Source organism: Streptomyces sp. NBC_01237, assembly GCF_035917275.1.
In the GTDB taxonomy this organism is placed as follows: domain Bacteria; phylum Actinomycetota; class Actinomycetes; order Streptomycetales; family Streptomycetaceae; genus Streptomyces.
Window position 1 is genome coordinate 1,847,028 of the sequence record NZ_CP108508.1, and the last position, 23,464, is coordinate 1,870,491.

General features: G+C 72.7%; 21 protein-coding genes. 3 read left to right on the forward strand and 18 right to left on the reverse strand.

Annotated elements, in window-relative coordinates; genetic code table 11:
* The first annotated feature begins 100 nt into the window (after window positions 1-100).
* Complete coding sequence (locus tag OG251_RS08180; protein ID WP_326676530.1) at window positions 101-430, forward strand: hypothetical protein; 330 nt, start codon at window positions 101-103, stop codon at window positions 428-430.
* Between the two features lie 198 nt (window positions 431-628).
* On the opposite strand, the gene der is transcribed toward OG251_RS08180, so the two are convergent.
* The 5 genes from der to aroH form a co-directional block, all read right to left on the reverse strand.
* A complete protein-coding gene (gene der / locus OG251_RS08185; protein ID WP_073728985.1) occupies window positions 629-2,101 on the reverse strand; it encodes a ribosome biogenesis GTPase Der in 1,473 nt (490 codons plus the stop codon).
* A gap of 68 nt (window positions 2,102-2,169) precedes the next feature.
* Window positions 2,170-2,826: a lysophospholipid acyltransferase family protein gene (locus OG251_RS08190; protein WP_326676531.1), complete on the reverse strand. Its 657-nt coding sequence runs from the start codon at window positions 2,824-2,826 to the stop codon at window positions 2,170-2,172.
* Window positions 2,823-3,518, reverse strand: coding sequence for a (d)CMP kinase (cmk, locus tag OG251_RS08195; protein WP_326676532.1), 696 nt, complete (start codon window positions 3,516-3,518; stop codon window positions 2,823-2,825). The genes OG251_RS08190 and cmk overlap by 4 nt, the downstream gene beginning before the upstream one ends.
* A 101-nt stretch (window positions 3,519-3,619) precedes the next feature.
* Window positions 3,620-4,705, reverse strand: a complete 1,086-nt coding sequence (locus tag OG251_RS08200; protein ID WP_326676533.1) for a prephenate dehydrogenase — start codon at window positions 4,703-4,705, stop codon at window positions 3,620-3,622.
* A complete protein-coding gene (aroH, locus tag OG251_RS08205) occupies window positions 4,702-5,064 on the reverse strand; it encodes a chorismate mutase (RefSeq protein WP_326681186.1) in 363 nt (120 codons plus the stop codon). The genes OG251_RS08200 and aroH overlap by 4 nt, the downstream gene beginning before the upstream one ends.
* 491 nt (window positions 5,065-5,555) lie before the next feature.
* Here aroH and OG251_RS08210 point away from each other — a divergent pair, with 491 nt between their 5' ends.
* A complete protein-coding gene (locus OG251_RS08210) occupies window positions 5,556-6,005 on the forward strand; it encodes a Rieske (2Fe-2S) protein (protein ID WP_326676534.1) in 450 nt (149 codons plus the stop codon).
* A 133-nt stretch (window positions 6,006-6,138) separates the two neighbouring features.
* Here the strand turns inward: OG251_RS08210 and OG251_RS08215 are convergent, their stop codons facing one another.
* On the reverse strand, window positions 6,139-9,441 hold the full coding sequence (locus OG251_RS08215) for a hypothetical protein (protein WP_326676535.1): 3,303 nt from the start codon (window positions 9,439-9,441) through the stop codon (window positions 6,139-6,141).
* A gap of 130 nt (window positions 9,442-9,571) precedes the next feature.
* Between OG251_RS08215 and OG251_RS08220 the strand changes: the two genes are divergently transcribed.
* Window positions 9,572-10,270, forward strand: coding sequence for a nucleotidyltransferase domain-containing protein (locus OG251_RS08220; RefSeq protein WP_326676536.1), 699 nt, complete (start codon window positions 9,572-9,574; stop codon window positions 10,268-10,270).
* Between the two features lie 63 nt (window positions 10,271-10,333).
* Here OG251_RS08220 and OG251_RS08225 read toward each other — a convergent pair whose 3' ends face one another.
* The 12 genes from OG251_RS08225 to OG251_RS08280 form a co-directional block, all read right to left on the reverse strand.
* Window positions 10,334-11,113 carry a nucleotidyltransferase domain-containing protein gene (locus OG251_RS08225; protein WP_326676537.1) on the reverse strand — a complete coding sequence of 260 codons (780 nt, stop codon included), beginning with the start codon at window positions 11,111-11,113 and terminating at the stop codon, window positions 10,334-10,336.
* Window positions 11,114-11,116: 3 nt separating this feature from the next.
* The gene (locus tag OG251_RS08230; RefSeq protein ID WP_326676538.1) at window positions 11,117-12,139 is read right to left on the reverse strand and encodes an ADP-ribosylglycohydrolase family protein; all 1,023 of its coding nucleotides are present in this window, start codon (window positions 12,137-12,139) and stop codon (window positions 11,117-11,119) included.
* The gene (locus tag OG251_RS08235; protein WP_326676539.1) at window positions 12,136-12,870 is read right to left on the reverse strand and encodes an NUDIX hydrolase; all 735 of its coding nucleotides are present in this window, start codon (window positions 12,868-12,870) and stop codon (window positions 12,136-12,138) included. The genes OG251_RS08230 and OG251_RS08235 overlap by 4 nt, the downstream gene beginning before the upstream one ends.
* A 52-nt stretch (window positions 12,871-12,922) precedes the next feature.
* Complete coding sequence (locus tag OG251_RS08240; RefSeq protein ID WP_326676540.1) at window positions 12,923-14,002, reverse strand: AAA family ATPase; 1,080 nt, start codon at window positions 14,000-14,002, stop codon at window positions 12,923-12,925.
* Window positions 13,999-14,655, reverse strand: coding sequence for a nicotinamide riboside transporter PnuC (gene pnuC / locus OG251_RS08245; RefSeq protein WP_326676541.1), 657 nt, complete (start codon window positions 14,653-14,655; stop codon window positions 13,999-14,001). The genes OG251_RS08240 and pnuC overlap by 4 nt, the downstream gene beginning before the upstream one ends.
* A 135-nt stretch (window positions 14,656-14,790) precedes the next feature.
* Entirely contained in the window at window positions 14,791-16,047 is a 1,257-nt protein-coding gene (locus OG251_RS08250) for a pseudouridine synthase (RefSeq protein ID WP_326676542.1), read from the reverse strand.
* Complete coding sequence (gene scpB, locus OG251_RS08255; protein ID WP_326676543.1) at window positions 16,047-16,712, reverse strand: SMC-Scp complex subunit ScpB; 666 nt, start codon at window positions 16,710-16,712, stop codon at window positions 16,047-16,049. The genes OG251_RS08250 and scpB overlap by 1 nt, the downstream gene beginning before the upstream one ends.
* The gene (locus tag OG251_RS08260; protein WP_326676544.1) at window positions 16,709-17,785 is read right to left on the reverse strand and encodes a segregation and condensation protein A; all 1,077 of its coding nucleotides are present in this window, start codon (window positions 17,783-17,785) and stop codon (window positions 16,709-16,711) included. Before OG251_RS08260 ends, scpB begins: the two co-directional genes overlap by 4 nt.
* 156 nt (window positions 17,786-17,941) lie before the next feature.
* On the reverse strand, window positions 17,942-18,538 hold the full coding sequence (locus OG251_RS08265; RefSeq protein ID WP_326681188.1) for a hypothetical protein: 597 nt from the start codon (window positions 18,536-18,538) through the stop codon (window positions 17,942-17,944).
* Window positions 18,535-19,653, reverse strand: coding sequence for a ParA family protein (locus OG251_RS08270; protein WP_326676545.1), 1,119 nt, complete (start codon window positions 19,651-19,653; stop codon window positions 18,535-18,537). Before OG251_RS08270 ends, OG251_RS08265 begins: the two co-directional genes overlap by 4 nt.
* Window positions 19,654-20,021: 368 nt before the next feature.
* Entirely contained in the window at window positions 20,022-21,137 is a 1,116-nt protein-coding gene (gene ald / locus OG251_RS08275) for an alanine dehydrogenase (RefSeq protein WP_326681189.1), read from the reverse strand.
* A gap of 143 nt (window positions 21,138-21,280) precedes the next feature.
* Window positions 21,281-23,347, reverse strand: coding sequence for a tetratricopeptide repeat protein (locus tag OG251_RS08280; RefSeq protein WP_326676546.1), 2,067 nt, complete (start codon window positions 23,345-23,347; stop codon window positions 21,281-21,283).
* Window positions 23,348-23,464: the final 117 nt, after the last annotated feature.

Below are 23,464 nucleotides of genomic sequence, written 5' to 3' on the forward strand. Positions count from 1 at the left end.
GATTTCTCCGCCGGGACCGCATCCGACGGGCGGTGAGGTCGTTGGCACCTATGTGCACTCATACGACTCCTCCCGCCAGCACCAGAGTCAGATCCCTGCCATGCGCCCCTCGCAGGATTCGGAGGGCAAGTCCCCCACCCCGATCTACGACGCGCTGTACTCCGAGTACCGGCGGTCGTTCCGGGCGTTGCCGGGTGATCGGAGCGGTGAGGAGAATCTCGGCTTCTCGTCCTTCGGCACCGGGCTCTTCGGCGTTCGCCCCCCACTGGGCCACTCGGCCACCGGCGGACACCACGGCGGCTACGGCAGCCAGGGCGGGCAGGGCGGCACACCGCGCGCCGGGAGCCTCGGTTCCTGGCAGCGCGTCGGCCGGCACGCCGGACGGGCGCAGCCGGCGCTGCCCCCGGGGCCGGCGTCCCGGGAGTACTGACGCCCGGGCGGGGTGCGCCGGGGCATGCTGACGTACGGGCGCGTGCGCATACGGGCGCGTGACCGACGGCACCTGACGTACCGCTCGTGATGTACCGCTCGTGACGTACGGAACAAGCCCCGCAGCGTAGGTACGGAAGAAGCCCCGGACCGTTCGCCGAAGCGAGCGGTCCGGGGCTTCTTCGTGCCCTGGCCCGTGCTACTTGTTGCGGCCGCGCTTCTCGCGGACCCGGACCGAGATGTGGATCGGGGTCCCCTCGAAGCCGAACTCCTCACGCAGCCGACGTTCGACGAAGCGGCGGTAGCCGTGCTCCAGGAAGCCCGAGGCGAAGAGGACGAAGCGCGGCGGCTTGGTGCCCGCCTGCGTGCCGAAGAGGATGCGGGGCTGCTTGCCGCCGCGCACCGGGTGCGGGTGGGAGGCGACGATCTCGCCGAGGAAGGCGTTCAGCCGGCCGGTGGGGATACGGGTCTCCCAGCCCTTGATCGCCGTCTCGATCGCCGGGACGAGCTTCTCCATGTGACGGCCGGTGACGGCCGAGACATTGACCCGCGGGGCCCAGGCGACCTGCGCGAGCTCCGTCTCGATCTCGCGCTCCAGGTAGTAGCGGCGCTCCTCGTCGAGGGTGTCCCACTTGTTGAACGCGACGACCAGGGCTCGCCCGGCCTCCACCGCCATGGTGATGATGCGCTGGTCCTGGACGCTGATGGACTCGCTGGAGTCGATCAGGACGACGGCGACCTCGGCCTTCTCCACGGCGGCCGCGGTGCGCAGCGAGGCGTAGTAGTCCGCGCCTTCCTGGAGGTGGACACGGCGCCGGATACCGGCGGTGTCGATGAACTTCCAGGTGATGCCGCCGAGCTTGATCAGCTCGTCGACCGGGTCCCGCGTGGTGCCCGCCTGCTCGTTGACGACGACCCGGTCCTCGCCCGCGACCTTGTTCAGGAGGGAGGACTTGCCGACGTTCGGACGGCCGATCAGGGCGATCCGGCGCGGGCCGCCGAGGGTCCCGTCGCCGAAGCGCTGGGCCGGGGCCTCGGGCAGGGCTTCGAGGACGGCGTCCAGCATGTCGCCGGTGCCGCGGCCGTGCAGGGAGGAGACCGGGTACGGCTCACCGAGGCCCAGCGACCACAGGGCGGTGGCGTCCGCCTCGCCGCTCTGGCCGTCGACCTTGTTGGCACACAGCACGACGGGCTTGCCGGCCCGGCGCAGCAGCTTGACCACGGCCTCGTCGGTGTCGGTCGCGCCGACGGTCGAGTCGACGACGAAGACGACCGCGTCGGCCGTCTCGATGGCGTACTCGGCCTGGGCGGCGACGGAGGCGTCGAGGCCCAGCACGTCCTGCTCCCAGCCGCCGGTGTCGACGACCTTGAAGCGGCGTCCGGCCCATTCGGCCTCGTAGCTGACGCGGTCGCGGGTCACCCCGGGCTTGTCCTGGACGACGGCCTCACGGCGGCCGATGATCCGGTTCACCAGGGTCGACTTGCCGACATTGGGGCGGCCGACGACGGCGAGCACGGGAAGCGGGCCGTGACCGGCCTCGTCGAGGGCACCCTCGACCTCTTCGAGGTCGAAGCCTTCCTGCGCGGCGAGCTCCATGAACTCCGCGAACTCGGCATCGCCAAGTGCTCCGTGCTCGTGGTCCGAGCCGTCGGAGTGAATCTGGTCGTTCATGAAGTCCGTTCCTCTTTGCATCATCATCGATGGACCGCGGTCGGCGCGGTCCACTACTCAAGTCTCGCCTAACGCCCGGTGAGGCGCCTGGCACTTTCCAGGTGGGCGGTCAGCTTCCCCTGGATCCGCAGGGTCGCCTCGTCCAGCGCCTTGCGCGTCCGCCGCCCGCTCCCGTCACTCGCGTCGAAGGCATCGCCGAAGACGACATCGACCCGGCTGCGCAGCGGAGGCAGCCCCCGTATCAACCGTCCGCGGCGCTCCGTGCTTCCCAGGACGGCCACCGGGACGATCGGCGCACCGCCGCGTACCGCGAAGTACGCCAGTCCGGCGCGCAGCGAGGCGAAGTCTCCTTCGCCCCGGGTGCCCTCCGGGAAGATCCCCAGGGCTCCGCCGTTCTCCAGCACGCCGAGGGCGTGGGTGATGGCCGTGCGGTCGACGGTCGTGCGGTCCACCTTCAGCTGACCGATTCCGCGCAGGAACGGGTCGAGGGGGCCGACGAACGCCTCCTTCTTGATCAGGAAGTGCACCGGCCGGGGCGCGGTGCCCATCAGCATCGGTCCGTCGATGTTGTGGGAGTGGTTCACCGCGAGTATGACGGGTCCGGAGGCGGGCACCCGCCACGCTCCCAGCACCCGGGGCCTGAAGAGCCCGTACATCAGCCCGATCCCGATGCCCCGCCCGACGGCCGCTCCGCGCAGCGTGGGCGCCCCCGTGGCCTCGGTCACCTCTCGGCCCGCTTCTCCCCGACGAGGGTGACGACACACTCGATGACCTGCTGAAGGGTCAGCTCGGTGGTGTCCACCTCGACGGCGTCGTCCGCCTTGGCCAGCGGGGAGGTCTTGCGGCCGGAGTCGGCGGCGTCCCGCTGGATCAGCGCCTCCTTCGTGGCGGCGAGGTCGGAGCCCTTGACCTCGCCGCTGCGGCGGGCGGCCCGTGCCTCCGGGGACGCGGTGAGGAAGATCTTGAGGTCGGCGTCGGGGAGCACGGTGGTGCCGATGTCGCGGCCCTCGACCACGATGCCGTTCTCGGCGCCCGCCGCGATGGCGCGCTGGAGCTCGGTGATCCGGCTGCGCACCTCGGGGACGGCGCTGACGGCGCTGACCTTGGAGGTGACCTCCTGGGTGCGGATCGGGCCCGCGGCGTCCTCGCCGTCGACGGTGATCGTCGGGGCGGCCGGGTCCGTTCCGGAGACGATGACCGGCTTGGCGGCGGCGGTCGCCACCTCCGCCGCGTTCTGTACGTCGATGCCGTTGTTCAGCATCCACCAGGTGATCGCCCGGTACTGGGCGCCGGTGTCCAGGTAGCTCAGGCCGAGCTGGGCGGCGACGGCCTTGGACGTGCTCGACTTGCCGGTGCCGGAGGGCCCGTCAATAGCGACGATCACTGAGGCGCTTACGGTTTCCACGGTGGTGGACACCTTCCTGGTACACGGGGTGAGGGCGAACGGGCCACAAGACGGCCACGCACCAGGTTACCGAGTGCCGGGCGGAGCCTTGTACCCCGTGGTGGCGGGCCCGCTCACGGGCGCAGGGACCAGCCCCGCTCCTGGAGCGCCACGGCGAGCGGGGCCGCCGCGCTCGGCTCGACCATCAGCTGGACCAGGCCCGCCTGCTGGCCGGTGGCGTGCTCGATGCGGACGTCCTCGATGTTGACCCCGGCACGTCCCGCGTCAGCGAAGATCCGGGCCAGCTCGCCCGGCCGGTCGCCGATCAGCACGACCACGGTCTCGTACGACGCGGGGGCCGCGCCGTGCTTGCCGGGCACCCGGACCCGGCCCGCGTTGCCGCGGCGCAGGACGTCCTCGATGCCGTCGGTTCCCGCGCGGCGCTCGTCCTCGTCGGCGGACTGGAGGCCGCGCAGTGCCCGTACGGTCTCCTCCAGGTCGGCGGCGACTCCGGTCAGTACGTCGGCGACCGGGCCGGGGTTGGCGGAGAGGATCTCCACCCACATCCGGGGGTCGGAGGCGGCGATGCGGGTGACGTCCCTGATGCCCTGCCCACAGAGGCGTACGGCCGTCTCGTCGGCCTCCTCCAGGCGGGCGGCGACCATCGAGGAGATCAGCTGCGGGGTGTGGGAGACGAGGGCGACGGCGCGGTCGTGGGCGTCGGCGTCCATGACGACCGGGACGGCGCGGCACAGCGCGACCAGTTCCAGGGCGAGGTTGAGGACCTCGGTGTCGGTGTCCCGGGTCGGGGTGAGGACCCAGGGGCGGCCCTCGAAGAGGTCGGCGGTGCCGGCGAGGGGGCCCGAGCGTTCCTTGCCCGACATCGGGTGCGTACCGATGTAGGGGGTGAGGTCGATGCCGAGGGCCTCCAGCTCGCGGCGCGGGCCGCCCTTGACGCTCGCGACGTCCAGGTAGCCCCGGGCCACCCCCTCGCGCATGGCGGTGGCCAGCACGGATGCGGTGTGGGCGGGCGGTACGGCGACGATCGCCAGGTCGACGCGGCCCTCGGGCGCCTCCTCCGTACCGGCGCCGAGTGCCGCCGCGGTACGGGCCGACGAGGGGTCGTGGTCGACGAGGTGGACATGGATGCCGCGCCCGGCGAGGGCGAGGGCCGCGGAGGTGCCGACCAGTCCCGTTCCGATGACGAGGGCGGTTCTCACTGGGCGATGTCCTTGCGCAGGGTGGCGGTGGCGCCGAGGTAGACGTGCTGGATCCCGGCCCGGGGGAGCGAGGTCTCGACATGGGCGAGTATCCGCACGACACGGGGCATGGCCCCCTGGATGTCCAGCTCCTGGGCGCAGATCAGCGGGACGTCGACGATGCCGAGGCCGCGGGCCGCGGCGGCCGGGAAGTCGCTGTGCAGATCAGGGGTGGCGGTGAACCAGATGCTGATCAGGTCGTCGGAGACCAGGTTGTTGCGCTCCAGGACGGCGGTGAGCAGGGCACCGACCTGCTCGTCCATGTGTCCGGCCTCGTCCTGTTCCAGCTGGACGGCTCCACGGACCGCTCGTACCGCCACGTCGTACTCCTCGCCTCTTCGATTCATCGTTTCCGGGCACCTCGGCACCTCGGCACCTCGGTGTCACAAGTGCCTCAGTGCCTTGGGGGCCCGGCGCCCGCGCTCTTCGCGTCGCGCCGTTGCCTCCTGTGTCCTGCAGCCTAGAGGGGTCCGGCCGCCCTCGGCCACGGTGCTCTGTCCGTGAGACACGGCGGTGGTGTGGACGGCGAGGAGCGGTTGCCGGATCCGTGCCACGAGCCGCTCGGGCGTCGCGGTGGTCCGCCCGCGCACCCGGTCGGCCGGAAGATCTGTGCCGTGCGGAAGGCCGGACCACGCCTGGCCGGTGAGACCGGGGTGGCGAGCATCCCGGCCAGTCCGTCGGGCGGCGTTGCCGACGCCGCCCGGATCAGCCCTTGCGCCACTCGGGGGCACCCACCGCCGGGTTGCTTCGCGTTCACGGTCCCGCGGGCCACGATGGCTCTCCCCTGCCGCCCGACAACGTACGGAGAGCCATGAACACACGGCGAAGGACGGTCCTGGCCACGGGCGCGGCGAGCGCCGCGGCCCTGGTGACCGGCTGCGGGTCCTCCGGCGGTGGGGGCAGCGGCGACAGCCGTACGCCGGCCGCCTCGGACGGCGCGACGAGTGCCGGTTCCGGTGTCTCGCCCGACGGCGGGAAGGAGCTGGCCAGGACCGACGACATCCCGGTCGGCGGCGGCACCGTCCTCCAGGACCGGAAAATCGTGGTGACCCAGCCCGCGGCGGGCGAGTTCAAGGCGTTCTCGGCCGTCTGCACCCATGCGGGCTGCATCGTCTCGTCGGTCGCCGACGGCACCATCGACTGCGCCTGCCACGGGAGCAGATTCAGCATCACGGACGCCGCGGTGGAAGCCGGTCCCGCGCCGCGTCCGCTGCCCGCGCAGAAGATCACCGTCTCCGACGGGATCATCCGGTCGGCCTGACCGGCCTCTCCCCGCCGTACGGGACGGATCCCTGCCGTACGGGACCGGATCCTGGCCGTACGGGACAGGATCCTGGCCGTACAGGACGGATTCCCGGCCGTACGGGACGGGAGAGGCCGGTCAGGGGCGCGGTTCAGGAGACCGGGCGTCGGAGGTCCGCCAGCAGCGCGGCCTCCGCGACCTCCGGGTGCCCGCTCGCGCGCAGGGCGTCCAGCCCGTCCACCCACGGCTGGGCCCAGGAGGTGGACTCGCCGCCCCTGACGACCAGGTGCACGGCGGCGAGCCCGGCCGTGACCGAGCCGTGTGCGCGCAGCATCCCGGCCACTGCCGCGATGGCCCCGACGGGCTGGACGTTCGTCGGTGTCCGCCGGTGGTCGCGCACCTGGTCGAGGTGGCCCGGCCGCTCCCCCGCCAGGCCGAGCCAGCGTTCCCAGCGCTCCGGCGAGGCGTCCGCGACCGCCAGCGCCGTCAGGGCCGCCGTCAGCGCCACGCGGGACGCGGAGTGTGCCAGCCCGGCCCGCTCCAGCGCGTCGGCCACCGCGTCGAGCGCTCCCGCCGGGCGCTCGCGGTACGCGTCGTTCTGTTCGCCCAGGACCCACAGAGCGGCGCGCCGCTCCTCGGGGGCGCCGCTCCGGGCCTGTGCCACCAGTACGCCGAGCACGGTGACCAGTTCCCCGTGGCGCGGGCCGGGGACGGCCCACTCGCACAGCAGGTCCAGCGCGTCGCCCCGGACCTCACGCGGACGCTCCGGGTCGCCCGCCACGGCCGCCATCGTTCCGCGTACCGGCCCGTCGGCCGAGCCGGGGCCCCTGAGCGCGTGGGCGGCCTGCACCGCCGTGCTCCGCTCCGCGGTGGCCACCGTCCGGGCGAGGAACCGGTACCGGGCCCCGGCGGCCGCGGCCCGGTCGGGACGTGCGGCGAGAACCCGCTCGCGTACCGCCGGGTGATGCAGTTGTGCGGCGAGCCGCTCCCCGATGCCCGGTGCGTCCATCCGCGCCGCCAGGGGGCCGGCCATCGCGGCGTGGACGTCACGGTGCTGGCCCGGTGCGTCCCAGCCCGCGAGCAGGGCGGCGGTCGCGTTCGGGGAGGACAGCGCGGACAGCCCCCGGACGGCCGCCTTCCGGCCGCCGACGGACCCGTCGGTGTCCCGGACCATCCGGGCGAACCGGGCCACGGCCTCCTCGTCGGGCACCGTGGCGAGCAGGGTCCTGGCCCCGGCCATCGCCGCCCGGCCCCGCACCCCGCCGGTCCCGGCGCGGTCGAGCAGGAAGTCCAGCGTCCGGGGGTGCGCTGCGGCCCCTCCGCGCTCGGCCGCCCGCTCCCCCAGCGCCCCGCAGGCGGCGGCCGCCACGGGCTGCGGTGCCCCGGCGACGAGCGCGTACAGGGCCTCGGTGTCGCCCAGCAGGGCCGCCGCGTCGGCGCGTTCCCGCAGCGGTACGTCCTCGTCCGCCGCCACCCGGGCCAGTTGCGCGTCGAGCAGGGCCCGCTGGCGCGGCAGCCACCGCCCGAGTCCGGCGCGCGCCTGGCGGGGTGCCCAGCGCGACGGCAGGTCCGCCCCCATGACGGTGTCGAGGAGGTCGGTGCGGCGCCGGGACAGGGTCCGCCACACTTCGGGCACGGCCACGAAGGACACGTCGGCGGCGAGGAGTTCGGCGCACCGGCGCTCCCGGGTGACGGGATCGGCGAGCAGGAGCGCGGCGGCCCGCCGGCCCCGTTCGCCGTGCGGATCGTCGAGTGCCGCGCGGCCCACGGCCCCGTCCAGTGCGGGGAGTTGTGCGAGGTGCCGCGCGAACAGGCCCGCGAACGGAAGGACATGGGCCGGTCTCGGCGTTCCGCAGCGCTCCCAGACCGCGCGGGCCCCGGCGCCCGTCATGTCCAGCGGGCGCACGTCCCCGCTTCCGCGCGGATCGTCCAGGACCTGGACGAGCAGCCCGACGACGGCCGCCGCCCGTTCGGCGTCACCGGCGCGTACCGCGCGAAGAGCGGTGCGCCGCAGCCACTTCTCGGCGGCCCGGAGCGTCTGCGCCGTCGAGTCGCGGGACTGCACGGTGGTCGTCGCGGCGTCCCGCAGCGCGGCGAAGGGTGCCGCGTCCAGCAGCGGGCCGTGGGCGGCGCCCGCGGCGAGAAGAGCGGTGCGGCGCACCTCCTCCTGGTCGTGCCAGGCCCGCTCGCAGGACAGGAGGACGCGTGCGTACGCCTGCGGATCGCGGTGCTCGTTCACGCAGCGCAGCAGGGCCGCCCAGGCCAGGGCCCGTTCCCACGGGCGGTGGGCCGCGCTCAGCTCCCGCAGCAGCGGTTCCGCCTCGGCCGGCGGCAGCAGGGAGGCGATCCGGGTGCGCGGGTACGCCCTGCGCCCGGCCCGCCCGTTCAGCAGGCGTCCGGCGATCTCGGTCCGGTCGGCGGGATCGAGCGAGGCCACGGGGCCGATGAGACCGGTCCAGCGCCCCCGGCTCCCCTCCAGCCGCGCCTCGACCGCCCGGCGGCGCGCGGCCGGTGGCAGCAGGGCGAGCAGCGGCTCCGCGGTGGTCCAGCAGTCGGTCGGGCCGCCGATGTCGTGCTCCACCCGCAGGACGTCCGCGAGCAGGGCGGCGTCCTGCGGGCCGCAGGCGTCCAACGCGCGGCGCACCCGCCGGGACAGCGGCCCCGGGGCGAGCGGGACCCGTTCGGTTCCGGTACGCCGCAGGGAGGCCGCGACGGCGGCCGGTTCCCTGAGCAGCACCAGCGCGGCAGGCCCGGTGACCAGGTGCGGGGCGCGCTCCAGGAGCAGCGCTCCGGCGGCCGGGTCGTACGCGGTGAGGCGGCTGACCAGCTGCCGGCTGCCGTCGCGCGGCCGGGCCGCCTCCCACTGGTCCCGGCCGTCGGACGGGGCCCGGTCGGCGAGGTGGGCGGCGAGGGCGCGGGGCGCGGTACGGGTGAGGGTGAACAGGATGCCCTGCGGCACCCCGGACAGCCGGGGCAGCCACTGCCCGACCGCGTCGGGGGTACAGGCGGGCAGCAGCCGGGCGGCGTCCTCGTCGCCGTGGAGTTCTTGGACGCGGGGAAGGATCCGGTCGGCGAGGGCCCGGCGCCGGGACAGCCGCAGAACGCGGTACGTGTCGTGGCGCACGGCCCGCAAGGGGCCGAGGGCCAGGGATTCCAGGGCCTGTTCGGGAACCGGCAGCCGGATCGCCGCGGACAGGGCGCGCGGGCGCAGCACCGGGTCGGCGAGGGCGAGGGCGACGGTTTCGAGATCGCGGCGGACGACGGCCAGGAACAGTGCCAGCCGGCGGTCGTCGGGGTCCGCGGTGTCCAGGGCGGCGCGGGCGGCGCGGTAGTCCTCGTCGTCCAGCGAGCGGGTGTGTTCGGCGATGGCCCGCATACGGGCCGGGTACGGAAGGTGGTCGAACCGGGCGTACAGAACGGTGACTTCTTCTCTGTGGGGCGTGGGTGCGTTCATCGCGCTCACCGGGAGGGGGTGAGCCGGACCTTTCGGATCATCGTCATGACGGCGATGGTGGCACCGGAGGCCGCCGTCGCGCAACGATTTTCGCGCGCGGGACGGCTGCCCCTGGCGTACCCTCGCGCAGATGATCACCGCCGAAGCCGAGGCCCTCGTACGCGACCACACGATCTACTCGTGCGTGATGGGTTCGCGGGCGTTCGGGCTCGCCACGGAGGGCAGCGACACGGACCGGCGTGGGGTCTTCGTCGCCCCCACCCCGTTGTTCTGGCGCTTCGAGAAGCCGCCGACGCACATCGAGGGTCCGGCCGACGAGCAGTTCTCCTGGGAACTGGAACGGCTCTGCGAGCTGGCGCTGCGGGCCAACCCGAATGTGCTGGAGTGTCTGCACTCCCCGCTGGTGGAGCGGATCGACGACACGGGCCGTGAACTCCTCGCGCTGCGCGGGGCGTTCCTGTCCCGGCTCGCCCACGGGACGTTCGTGCGGTACGCGCGGGGCCAGCGCGGGAAGCTGGACGCGGACGTCAGGCAGCACGGCGCACCGCGCTGGAAGCACGCGATGCATCTGCTGCGGCTGCTGGCGAGCGGCCGGGATCTGCTGCGTACGGGCGAACTGACGATCGAGGTCGGTGACGCGCGCGAGGAGTTGCTGGCCGTGAAGCGCGGTGAGGTCCCGTGGGCCGAGGTGGAGCGCCGGATGAACCGGCTGGCCGAGGAGAACGACGAGGCGGCCGTCCGCTCCCCGCTGCCGGCCGGACCGGACCGGGCCCGGGTGGAGGACTTCCTCGTCCGGACCCGGCGGGCGTCGGCGCACGCGACCGTGTGACGGCCCTGCCCGCACGACCGGCCGCAACGTCCGTACGAACGGCCGGAACGTACTCCCGGCCCGCTACTCCCCCAGCCGGGCGCGCACGACGAGTTCGTTCAGCGCGTCGAACTCCGTCACCGCGTCCGCCAGCAGCGACCGGGTCTGCGCCTCGTCCAGGACCCGGTGCAGCCCTTCGATGTCCCGCGCCACCGCCGCCCCGTCCAGCTCCCGCGCCATGCCGTGCTCGGCCTCCGCCTTCGCCGCGATCAGATCGGGCAGATACGCCGGGGCGGCCACCGCGCCGAGCAGTGTCGGCAGATGGGCCAGTATCCGACCGCTGCGCATCAGATGGATGCCGGTGAGCAGCGCCCGGAAGGTGTAGAGCAGCGGCTTCAGTTCACCGGTCTTCTCGAAGAGCCGCCACTGGGTTCCGGCGAAACCCCGGTAGTGGTGTGCGTGGTTGCGGGTCAGCACGCCCGGGGCCAGGGCGCACAGTTCCGCGTGGAGTGCGGTCGTGTGCACGACCAGCGGGGACAGCAGCTGTTCCAGTACGTAGCCGTTGGGCCGCAGCATGAGACGGACGAACTTGCGCAGGTCGTGCGTGACGAGGTCCATCTCGACCCCGTCGCGGTCCCACATCCGTGAGCGGGTCTCGGCCGGTTCGCGCAGCCCCAACAGGTCGTGCGGGGGCAGGATATGGACCCCCCGAAGGTCCACATCCGAGTCCCGGGACGGGAAGCCGTACAGATGGGCCCCGGAGACCGTGGCGAAGAGCAGCGGTGCCGGCTCCCCGGCGAGGACCGGACCGAGGTCGGTGACCGGCAGTCCGGCGCGCATGAGGGAGGAGGTCGCGGTGCTCATGGATCAAGCATCCCAGAGCGCGGCCAGCGACAGCAGATCGCTGCGGTACTCGATGCGTTCCGCCCACTCCTTGGGCCAGGCACCCGCGCCCAGATGGGCCCCGGCCAGCGCACCCGTCAGACAGGCCAGCGAGTCGGAGTCGCCACGGGTGCAGGCGGCCCGGCGAAGGGCGGTGACGGGCTCCTCGGGGAAGAGGAGGAAGCAGTGCAGGGCCGTGGCGAGTGCTTCTTCCGCGACCCAGCCGTCGCCGGTGGTCCGGCAGGGGTCGGTCTCGGGCGACGGGGCACGCAGGGCGTCCTGGACCGTGCCCAGCGCGGTCTGGCACTCGTCCCAGCCGCGCTTGATGTACGCCTCGGGCGAGGAGTCGCCCGCGTACCGCCAGAGGTCTCCGAGCCACCGTTCCAGGTAGCGGCCGCTGTTCTCGTACGCGTAGGAACGCAGCTGCCCCACGAGTCCCATCGGCTCCGCCCCCTGGGCCAGCAGGAACACCGCGCGGGCCAGCAGGTCGGAGGCGGCCAGTGCCGTCGGGTGGCCGTGGGTGAGGGCCGCCTGGAGCTGGGCCGCTCCGGCGCGCTGTTCCTCGCTGAGGCCGGGTACGAGTCCGACGGGCGCGACCCGCATGTTGGCGCCGCAGCCCTTGGAGCCGGTCTGGCTGGCCTCCTGCCAGATCCGGTCGCCGTCGAGCAGCCGGCACGCCTTCATGCAGGTGTGTCCGGGGGCCCGGTTGTTGTCCGGCGAGTGGAACCAGTCCACGAACTCCGCGCGGACCGGGCGGACCAGCCGCAGCGGGGTGAGCGGTCCGCGGTCCATGGCGGTGCGTATGCCACGCCCCAGCGCGAGCGTCATCTGGGTGTCGTCGGTGACGATCGCGGGTCTGGGCAGCGCCATCTGCCGCCACGGCCCGCACTTGGCGAGGATGGCGGGCACATCGTTGAACTCGGTGGGGAAGCCCAGTGCGTCGCCGAGCGCGAGCCCGGTCAGCGCACCCGTGGCCGCCTGTTTGGTGAGGGTCCTGGTCGTGTTCATTCCGTTCGTCCTTCCGGGCGCAGGAGTGGAGGGTGCAGGGCGGTGGCGGCACCCGCCCGGTACAGGGCGGCGGGTTTCCCCCGTCCGCCGGTGCGGCGCGGCGGTCCCTCGACGGCCTGGACGAAGCCGGGCACATTGAGGACCTTGCGCCGGAAGTTGGGGCGGTCCAGCTCGACGCCCCACACGGTTTCGTACACCTGCTGGAGCTCGCCGAGGGTGAACTCGGCGGGGCAGAAGGCCGTGGCCAGACAGGTGTACTCCAGCTTGGCGCCGATCCGGTCGTAGGCGTCGGCGAGAATCCGCTCGTGGTCGAAGGCGAGGACGCCCACGGTGCCCGCGTCCCACCACTTCGCGCGGACCGCGTCCCCGCCCCCGCGCGGCTCGGGCAGATCGGGCAGGAGGGCCGCGTACGCGACGGAGACGACCCGCATCCTGGGATCCCGGTCCGGTTCGGAGTAGGTGCGCAGCTGTTCGAGGTGGAGGCCGCGGACGGTGTCCTGGCCGAGGCCCGTCTCCTCGGCCAGCTCGCGGCGCGCGGCCAGGTCGGCCGACTCGCGGGGCAGGAGGAAGCCACCGGGCAGGGCCCAGTGGCCCTTGTACGGCTCCTCGCCCCGCTCGACGAGCAGGACGTGCAGCCGGCCGGCGCGGACCGTGAAGACCGCGAGATCCACGGTGACCGCGAAGGGGGCGAAGGCGTGGGGGTCGTACCCCTCGGGGGCGCCGGCGGTCATCGGCGCTCCGGGAGGGGTGCGGCGACGCCGGTCCTCGTCGTGCCGGTGGTGGTCATCGGCGCTCCGGAAGGGGTGCGGCGAAGTTCCAGCCGGTGTCGAGCACCGCGTCCACGGCGGCGACGGCGGCTTCCAGCCGTTCCTGGTGCCCTCCCGTGACCTCGATGAACTCTCTTCCCGTACGGGTGAGTTCGGCGCGGAATCGGTCCGTCATCCAGGGCCGCAGCTCCTCGCCGTCGCGGAGTCCGTCGTCCTCGAAGGCGACACCCTCGTGGTCGGTGAGCAGCCACAGGTGGTGCCGGGCCCGGTCGGCGATGTCCTCGACGAGGGGGTTGCGGCCACCGACGTACCGCTCGTGCCAGACGGTGGTGGCGAAGGAGTCGGTGTCGCAGAACAGCACCGGGGAGCCGGCGCGCGCGGCCTCCTCCTCCCTGGCGTTCTGCGCCTCGGCGATGACGGGGAAGTCGTCCGTGGTGAAGACGACATCCTCCCACTGGGCGTCCGGCCACCGGCCGCGCAGTGCGGCCAGCTTCTGTTCGCTGAACTCGCGCCCGTACTCGGCGACGTACCGGGTCTGCGCCCAGCCGCCGCCGCGCGCCCGGTAGTGCTCCGTGAGGGCCCGCGCCAGGGTGGTGGTGCCGGTCGACTCGGCGCCGAGGACGACGATCCGGCGGGTGAGCGCGGCCCGGACGGGCGGTTCGAGGAAGTCCCAGCAGCCGACCGGGTCCTTGCGCACCGCGGTGCCGGACACCGGGAAGAGGGTGCGGTCGGGGTCGACGAGGACGGACGCGGCGCCGAAGCGGCGGGCCAGCTCGGCCCCGTAGGACTCGGAGGTGAAGACGGCGTCCACCGGCTCCGGTACCGCCGCGGTGAACACCGCCATGTGCGCGTCCCAGATCGCCGGGTCCGTGAGATCCATGCGGGTGTCGTCGACGGCGCCCACCACGCGCACGTCGGGGTGCACCTCGCGCATCCAGGCGACCCGGTCGGCGAGCGGGACGGACTCCACGGAGGCGGCACAGACCAGGACGGTCAGCCGTTCGCAGCGGTCCCGGGCGGTGCGGACCAGGTGGTGGTGTCCCGCGTGCGGCGGATAGAACTTGCCGAGAACGAGGCCGTGGCCGAAGCGCTTCATACCGCGGCCACCTCCGCCGTACGGTTCCGGCCGGTGGCGAGATCGCGGTTCCAGCTGCGCAGCCCCATGAGGCAGAGCGCCAGGAAGCCGATGTAGAGCAGGGAGGTCAGATAGAGCTCCTTGTACGCGTACAGCGGGATGTAGACCACGTCGGCGGCGATCCACAGCCACCAGGACTCGACCCGCTTGCGGCACTGCCCGTACGTCGCCGTCAGCGACAGCGAGGTCGTCAGCGCGTCCCAGAACGGCACGGTCGAGTCGGTGGCCCGCGACAGCAGGACCGTGAGCGCGAGGGTCCCCACCGCCCCCGCCGTGAGCAGCCAGGTCCATTCGGTGCGCGAGGTGCCGCGCACCGGCAGGACTGATGTCCCTGGTCCACCCCCGTGGGTCCAGGTCCACCAGCCGTACACGGCGAGGGTGATGAAGACGATCTGGAGGCCGGCGTCGGCGTACAGGCCTGACTGGGCGAACAGCAGGATGAAGAAGAGGTTGTTCGCGATGCCGATGGGCCAGTTGGCGAGGTGCTGGCGGGCCACGAGCCAGACGCACAGCGCTCCGCTGCCGAAGCCGAGCACCTCGGTCCAGCTGACCGGGGTGTCCAGGACCGTCACCAGGGGTTGCTGCAGGGGATCGAGGAAATCCGCGAGACTCACGCCCGCCTCCTTAATAGTCACTCTGACTATAAAGAAGGAACGGCGACGGCGAAAGGCCCGCGGCCGGTTTCTGTTCACCCATCGGGAACAGGAACCGGCCGCGGGCCTCGGAGCCGTACGGGGTGTACGGGTCGGCTACAGACCGACCTCGCGCATCAGCATGCCGACCTCGGTGTTGGTGAGGCGGCGCAGCCAGCCGGACTTCTGGTCGCCCAGCGGGATCGGCCCGAAGGACGTGCGCACCAGCCGCTCGACCGGGAAGCCGGCCTCGGCCAGCATCCGCCGGACGATGTGCTTGCGGCCCTCGTGGAGGGTCACCTCGACGAGGTAGTTCTTGCCGGTGTTCTCCACGACGCGGAAGTGGTCGGCGCGGGCGTACCCGTCCTCCAGCTGGATGCCGTCCTTGAGCCGCTTGCCCAGGTCGCGCGGGAGCGGGCCCTGGATGGCGGCCAGGTAGGTCTTCTTCACGCCGTACTTGGGGTGGGTGAGGCGGTGGGCCAGCTCACCGTGGTTGGTGAGCATGATGATGCCCTCGGTCTCGGTGTCCAGCCGGCCGACGTGGAAGAGCCGCGTCTCCCGGTTGGTGACGTAGTCGCCGAGGCACTGGCGGCCGTCCGGGTCCTCCATGGAGGAGACGACACCGGCGGGCTTGTTCAGCGCGAAGAAGAGGTACGACTGGGTGGCGACGGTCAGACCGTCGACCTTGATCTCGTCCTTGTGCACGTCGACGCGCATGCCCTGCTCGACGACGATCTCGCCGTTGACCTCGACGCGGGACTGGTCGATCAGCTCCTCGCAGGCGCGCCGCGAGCCCATACCGGCCCTGGCGAGCACCTTCTGCAGGCGCTCACCCTCCTCCTCGGCGCCCGGGTGGGTCTTGGGCAGCTTGAGGTCGGGCTTGTTCGCGTACCTGTCCCGGTTGCGCTGCTCGATCTTGGCGTCGAGCTCGCGCGGACGGGCCGGAGCGCCGTACGGGGCGCGCCGGGTGATCCTGCCGCCGCCCTGCGATGCCTTCGGGCCGCCCTTGGCCCCACCGCGGGCCGCGGCGCCGCGGCCCTTGCGGAGGCCGCCGTCGCCGCCCGGCTTGTCGGCGCCCACGTCGTAGCGGCGCTCCTCGGGACGGGGACGGCGGGGACGCTGCTCCTGCTTGTCGTCGCGCCCGCCCTGGCCGCCGCCCTGCCCGCTCTGACCGCCCTGGCCGCTGCCCTGGCCCTTCGGCCGGAAGCCCCCGCCGGATCCGCCGCTGCCGCTCCGGGGGTTCCGGTTGGCGCCGCCGCTGCCGCCGCTCCTGCCGCCGCCGCTACTGCTCCTGCCGCCGCCGCTTCCGCCGCTCCTGCTGCCGCCGCTGCCGCTGCCGCCGCCGCTTCCGCTGTTCCTGCCACTGCTTCGCATCAAAAATCCGTCTTGTCGTGTGCGTGAGTATCCGGGGTGTCCGGTGCGTCCGGATCGAACGACGGCACACCCTCTAGCGTCTCAGCCTCGATCGCGTCCGCCTCCGGGAGGAAGGGCGCGAGCTCCGGGAGCTCGTCCAGGCCTCGCAGGCCCATACGCTCCAGAAAGTAGTTCGTCGTCCTGTACAGGATCGCACCTGTTTCGGGTTCCGCGCCCGCCTCCTCGACCAGACCCCTCTGCAGGAGGGTCCGCATCACGCCGTCGCAGTTCACTCCGCGCACGGCCGAGACGCGTGAACGGCTCACCGGCGCGCGGTACGCGACCACCGCGAGCGTCTCCAGAGCCGCCTGGGTGAGACGGGCGTGCTGGCCGTCCAGGACGAAGCCCTCGACCGCCTCCGCGTACTCGGGCCGGGTGTAGAAACGCCAGCCGCCCGCGACGAGCCGCAGATCGAAGCCTCGCCGCTGCACGGTGTACTCGTCGGCCAGTTCCCGCAGCGCGTCCGCCACGGCCCTGCGCGGCCGCTGGAGGACCTTGGCGAGGTGTTCCTCGGTGGCCGGCTCGTCGACGACCATCAGGACCGCCTCCAGGGCGGGCTTGAGATCGAGGGCGGCGACCGCGCCCGTGTCCCGGTCCTCGTCGCCGTCCCTGCGGTGCGCGCTCATGTCTCCGTGTCCTCCTCGGCCGCCGCGTGGATCTCCTGGTCGAACTCGTCCGTCACCGCGGGCTCCGCGCCCTCCCCGCCGCACCAGCGCACGAGGAGGTCGCCGAGCGCCTCCTCCTGGTCGAGCGTGACGGCCTTCTCCCGGTACAGCTCCAGAAGGGCGAGGAACCGGGCGACGACCGTGAGGGTGTCCGGGGCGTCCTCGGTGAGCACCCGGAAACTGACCTCGCCCGCCCCCCGCAGCCGCGCCACCACGATCTCCGCCTGCTCGCGCACACTGACCAGCGGCGCGTGGATGTGGTCGACGTACACCTGGGGCTTGGGCTTCGGCAGCATGGCCTTCACCGCGAGCCGCGCGAATCCCTCGGCGCCGATGCTGATGACGACCTCGGGCAGCAGCGCGGCGTGGTGCGGTTCGAGACCGACGGTACGGGGGTAGCGGCGGGCCTCGGACTCCAGCCGGCCGTTGAAGATCTCGGCGATCCTCTTGTACGCGCGGTACTGGAGCAGCCGCGCGAAGAGCAGGTCCCGGGCCTCCAGGAGCGCCAGGTCCGCCTCGTCCTCCACCTCGGCGGTGGGCAGCAGCCGGGCGGCCTTCAGGTCCAGCAGGGTGGCGGCGACCACGAGGAACTCGGTGGTCTGGTCGAGATCCCAGTCGGCTCCCATGGCCCGGATGTACGCCATGAACTCGTCGGTGACCTTGGACAGGGCGACCTCGGTCACATCGAGCTTGTGCTTCGAGATCAGCTGGAGGAGAAGGTCGAAGGGACCTTCGAAGTTCACGAGCCGCACGGTGAAGCGTTTGTCGTCGGCGGCCGGCCCGTCCCCCGGCACCGGCTCGACCACGGGCCCGGGGACCGCCGCGGGCTCCGGCTCCGCTACGGGAGGAGCGGCCTCGGGAGGGGCCTCAGGAGCGGGAGCCGCCTCGGACACGGGCCCCGGTACGGGAGCGGCCTCAGGAGCGGGAACAGCTTCGGCTTCGGCTTCGGGCGCCGGGCCCCAGGACGCGGCGACACCGGGCCCGCGGCCGAGAGCGCGGCGGCGCGGGCCGGCGGAGTCGTCGGTCACGGGCATCGTGGTCCAAAAGTGCGGGAAGAACGGGCGGGCGGTGACGGCCCCGGCACGGGCCGAGGACGGGACGCACGGAGGGGCCCCGGCCCCGCACGGCGCGGTGACCGGGCCCGGCGGTCGGCGCGGGCCCTGACGGGCAGGCTACCGGCGCCGCACCGCTCAGCGGCCGCGCAGCCGCCGTACGAGGATGCTCGCGTCGCCGCGGGACTCCAGATCGGCCAGCACCACCGCGACCGCCTCACGCACTATCCGCCCGCGGTCGACCGCGAGCCCGTGCTCGCCGCGCAGGACGAGACGGGCGTGTTCGAGGTCCATCAGTTCCTCGGCCGACACATAGACGGTGATCTTCTCGTCGTGGCGCTCCCGGCCGCTGGGCCGTCGGTTGGCACCACGCCCACCGCCGCGCCTGCGCTGCTGCTGGACCGCGGGGCCCTGCTCCTGCGAGGCGGAACGGGACCCGGGGACGGCCCTGCCGCCCGCCGCGGACCGGTCGCCCTCGGCGTCGCGGCTGCGCGATTCGCCTCCGTCGGTACCGGCCGCCGAGTGTTCCTCCCGGGCACGGGCCGCGGACCGGTCGGCCGAACCGCCGCCGGAACCGTCCGGAGCGGACGCGTCCGTCGCGGTATCGCCCTCCCCCGCCGGTGCGGGAACCCGCCCCTCGGCGTTCGCCTTGCGTCGCCGCTCCGCGGGGGACGACGCCTGGAGCCCCATCCCACCGGTGGTGCGGAACAGTTCGTCGGCCCCCGGCAGACTCACTCGGCGTGACACCGGGCGAGCACCTCCCTGGCGAGCTGTCGATAGGCGGCGGCACCGACCGAGTTGGAGGCGTACGTGGTGATGGGTTCACCGGCGACCGTGGTCTCCGGGAAGCGCACGGTGCGCCCGATGACCGTGTGGTAGACGTGGTCGTCGAACGCCTCGACGACCCGCGCGAGGACCTCGCGGCTGTGCACCGTACGGGAGTCGTACATGGTGGCGAGGATGCCGTCGAGCTGCAGTTCCGGGTTGAGCCGCTCCTGGACCTTCTCGATGGTCTCGGTGAGCAGCGCCACTCCGCGCAGCGCGAAGAACTCGCATTCGAGCGGGACTATGACCTTGTGGGCCGCCGTCAGGGCGTTCACGGTCAGCAGGCCGAGCGAGGGCTGACAGTCGATCACGATGTAGTCGTAGTCGGCCATCAGCGGCTTCAGGGCGCGCTGGAGCGTCGACTCCCGGGCCACCTCGCTGACCAGCTGCACCTCGGCGGCCGAGAGGTCGATATTGCTCGGCAGCAGGTCCATGTTGGGGACGGCGGTCTTCAGCAGGACCTCGTCGGCCGACATGCCCCGCTCCATGAGCAGGTTGTAGACCGTGAGGTCGAGCTCCATCGGGTTGACCCCGAGACCGACCGACAGGGCACCCTGCGGGTCGAAGTCGACGAGCAGGACGCGCCGTCCGTACTCCGCGAGTGCCGCACCCAGGTTGATGGTCGACGTGGTCTTGCCGACGCCGCCCTTCTGGTTGCACATCGCGATGATCTTCGCGGGGCCGTGATCGGTCAGCGGGCCCGGAATCGGGAAGTACGGCAGGGGCCGCCCGGTCGGGCCGATCCGCTCGCGGCGCTGGCGCGCGGCGTCGGGCGCGAGGGTGGCCGCGTACTCCGGGTCGGGCTCGTACTCGGCGTCGGGGTCGTAGAAGTGCCCCTCGGGCACCTCGGCGAAGTCGGCGAAGTGGGCGGTGTCCCGGCCACTCTCGTTGCCGGCCATGGCGTTCACGTGTAGGCCGTCCATCATCTGGGGGGCTGTCGTCATGTGCTGTTGGGTGGTGAAGGTGCGGACAGCTACGGAGCCGACAGCTTGGAGCCCGATCGGGCCCTGACCCCGTGCAGGCATCCCTGGTTGACCACCCCCGGGAGTAAATGTCGACTCATTCACAAGTCGTCTTACCTCCTTGGACGTGACCAGGAAACTTATCGATAGGTCAGCGTGGCACCATGCCGACGATTGGCGACTCTATGGCGTGTCACCGGTCCGCAGCAACACAATCCGCCGGACCCGGCCCGATGTGTCGGCAATCGAACACCGCCCTGTCAAGGGTGCACAGCGAGCAAGGCGCGCATTTCGCCGCTGCACGAAACGGGTAAAGAGTTACGTTCGAGACGAGTTGCACAAGGCCCCCACCGGACCCGATACACGTCCGGCCGGACCTTGCTCGGCAAGGTCCGGCCGGACGTACGAGGTTGACGGAAGGCGTTGACCCGTCAGCCGAGAAGGGCGCTCAGCTCGACGTGCGCGAGCCCGTGCGCCTCGGCCACCTCACGGTAAACGACCTGCCCGTCATGGGTGTTGAGCCCCTTGGCGAGTGCGGCGTCACGGCGCAGCGCGTCGGCCCAGCCGCGGTTCGCGAGCTCCACGATGTACGGCAGCGTGGCGTTGGTGAGGGCGTACGTCGAGGTGTTCGGCACCGCGCCCGGCATGTTCGCGACGCAGTAGAAGACCGAGTCGTGAACCATGAAGATCGGCTCGGCGTGCGTCGTCGGATGCGAGTCCTCGAAGCAACCGCCCTGATCAATTGCAATGTCGACAAGTACACTTCCGGGCTTCATCTTGGCGACGAGCTCGTTGGTGACCAGCTTCGGGGCCTTCGCGCCGGGGATCAGCACGGCACCGACGACGAGGTCCGCCTCGACGACCGCCTTCTCCAGCTCGAAGGCGTTGGAGACGACCGTCTGCACCTTGGTGCCGAAGATCTTGTCGGCCTCGCGCAGCTTGTTGATGTCCTTGTCGAGCAGGGTCACGTGGAAGCCGAGACCGACGGCGATCTGCGTGGCGTTCCAGCCGGAGACGCCACCACCGATGACCACGGCCTTGCCTGCCGCCGTGCCGGGGACGCCGCCCGGCAGCACGCCACGGCCGCCGACCGAGCGCATCAGGTGGTACGCGCCGACCTGCGGGGCCAGCCGGCCCGCGACCTCGGACATCGGGGCGAGCAGCGGGAGCGCGCGGTTCGCGGTCTCGACCGTCTCGTACGCGATGGCGGTGGTGCCGGACTCCAGCAGCGCGTCCGTGCACTCGCGGGACGCGGCGAGGTGGAGGTACGTGAAGAGCGTCTGCCCCTTGCGCAGGCGGTGGTACTCCTCGGCGACCGGCTCCTTGACCTTCAGCAGCAGATCGGCGGCGGCCCACACCTCGTCGGCGGTGGGCAGGATCCGCGCCCCCGCGGCGACGTACTCCTCGTCCGTGATGGAGGAACCCGCACCGGCGTTCCGCTCGACGAGGACCTGGTGGCCGTGACGGACGAGCTCATGCACTCCGGCAGGGGTGATCGCCACCCGGAACTCGTTGTTCTTGACTTCGCGGGGGATGCCGACCTTCACGTCGATCACGGTCCTTGGCTCGGAGGGTTACCAGGGCAGAAGTGGACATACCCGGATATACACAGCATAAATGGAGACGCCACGAAGGAACGCGGCAGAGCCAGTCTAATGAAGGACTTCGCGCTGTCTAGCCTTACAAAGCATTAATTTTCAGTCGCGGCACTACGGATTTCGTAGGCAGAACCCTCCTCGCCCAGCAATCTGTCGGCCGCACCCCGGTGCAACCCGGCCGCCGCCGGGTCTCCGAGCCGGTCCAGCGTGTCGGCCAGCCTGAGCTGGAGCGCCGCCTGAAGCCGCACGTCCTCGGCCCGCCGGGCCAGCTCGACGGCCTCCCGGCAGGTGTGCAGCGAGTCCTGCGGGCGCCCCGCGTACTCCTGCACCCGCGCCGCCTCGCTGAGCGCCCGCGCCTGGGCGGGCAGGTCACCGAGCCTGCGGTAGCCGGACGCCGCCGCCCGCCAGTTCCGCAGGGCCTCCCCGTAGCGCCCGGCGTACGTGTGGACGGCGCCGAGCCGCCCGTACAGCCGCGCCTCGTCCGCCCGCTCGCCCTGGGTCAGGCGCTGGGCGAGCGCTCGGCCGTACCAGTCGGAGGCCCGGTGGAAGTCCCCGAGCTCGGCGTAGGCGCCGCCTACGGATTCCATCGCGCGGCCGGTCGCGTACAGGTCCTTCGCCTCGCGGCCCGCGTCCAGCGCGGCCCGGTAGCGGGCCAGCGCCTCCTCGGTGCGGCCGGTCCTGGCGTCCAGGTCGGCGAGGTTGAGCAACGCGGCGGCCCGCTCCCGGGGCAGCTCGCGGCGCTCGGCCACATCCAGGACCAGGCCGTGCAGCCCGTACAGCTCGGGCGCGGCGGCCTCGGTGCCCCGGTGCGCCGCCAGCGCCCGCACCAGCGCGGCCACCAACCTCCGCGCCAGGGTGTCCAGTTCACCGTCCTCGACGGCGATCCGGGCCGAGGCGAGCAGGGCGGGCTGGCGGACCCGCAGCCATGCGGCGGCCTCCTCCGCGCTGGGGAAGCGCAGCGAGCGGGGCAGTCCGGCGAGCTTGCGGCGGGCGGCGGAGCCCTCCGGCTCGGTGATCGCCCGGCAGGACTGGAGCCTGCGCACGGTCCGCTCCAGCATCCGGGCCCTGGCCAGCTGGATCTCGGCCGGTCGGTCGCGGTCCTCCAACAGGGCCCGCAGCAAGGGCGCGAGGCAGCCGGGAACCTCGTACTGGGGCTGCGCCGCACCGTTCGTCCGCAGCAGTCCCAGTTTCACGAAGTCGTCCAGGGTCGACTGGGCGGCGGGCACCGAGCAGCCGGCCAGCGCGGAGGCGGTGTGGGCGTCGGCGAGTCCGGCGGGCGCGAGTGCGAGAAGGCGCAGTATCCGGGCGGCGGCCTGCGGGAGGGAGTCATGGATCAGCCGGAAGGCCCGGGACAACGGGCGGGCGCCCGCGGGCTGTTGGTCACCGGTCTCCGGCAGGGTGTGCAGCCGCTTGGCGACATCGGCGACCGAGGCCCCCGGGCGGGCGGCCAGCCAGCCGCCGATCAGGACGAGGGCCGCGGGCTGCCCCCCGCACTCCTCGGAGAGGGTCTCCGCGGTCAATGGGTCGACGGTGATGCGGACCTGGCCGATCAGGCTGCCGAGCAGCCGCACGGCGGAGCCCACGTCGAGCCCGCCGATGGTGCAGGGGCGCACGTCAGGGATGCCGGTCAGCGGGCCCGTCGCGGTGGCGACGACCAGGCAGTGCGGGCTGTCGGGGAGCAGCGGGTCCACCTGTTCGGCGTCCACCGCGTCGTCGAGCAGCAGCAGGACCCGGCGTACGGCGAGGGCCTCACGCACCATCTCGGAGAGTTCGTCCTGATCGGCGCCGGGCGGGGCGGGCACATCGAGCAGGTCGAGGATGTCGCGGGCGGTGCGCTCGGTGGGCACGCGTTCGCCGCCGGGGTCGGTGAGCCCGGCACGGAGCACACCGTCGGGGTAGTCGCCGGTCCCCACGAGCCGTCGTGCGAGTTCCGCGGCGAGTGCGCTGCGGCCGGAGCCGGGGCGTCCGGCGATCAGCAGGACCCGGGCGCGTGGGGTCTTGCGGCCGGCCAGCGTGTCCAGCCCGGCCCGCTCGATGTCGGCCCGCAGGGCCTTCAACTCACGTTCCCGGCCGAAGAATTGGGGTGGGGCGGCGCCGGACGGCTCCTCGGTCCCCGCAGTCCGGGCCGGGCCGCTGGTGTCCACCGCCTGATCCGTCACGAGCCACGCTCCACTTCGCTGCACGCGGTGCCCGCCGGAACTCCGGTCGGGACCTTCCGAGCGTAGTTCAGGGGTGCGGACGATCATGGCGGAGCAGGGCGGGAAGGTCCCCCGATC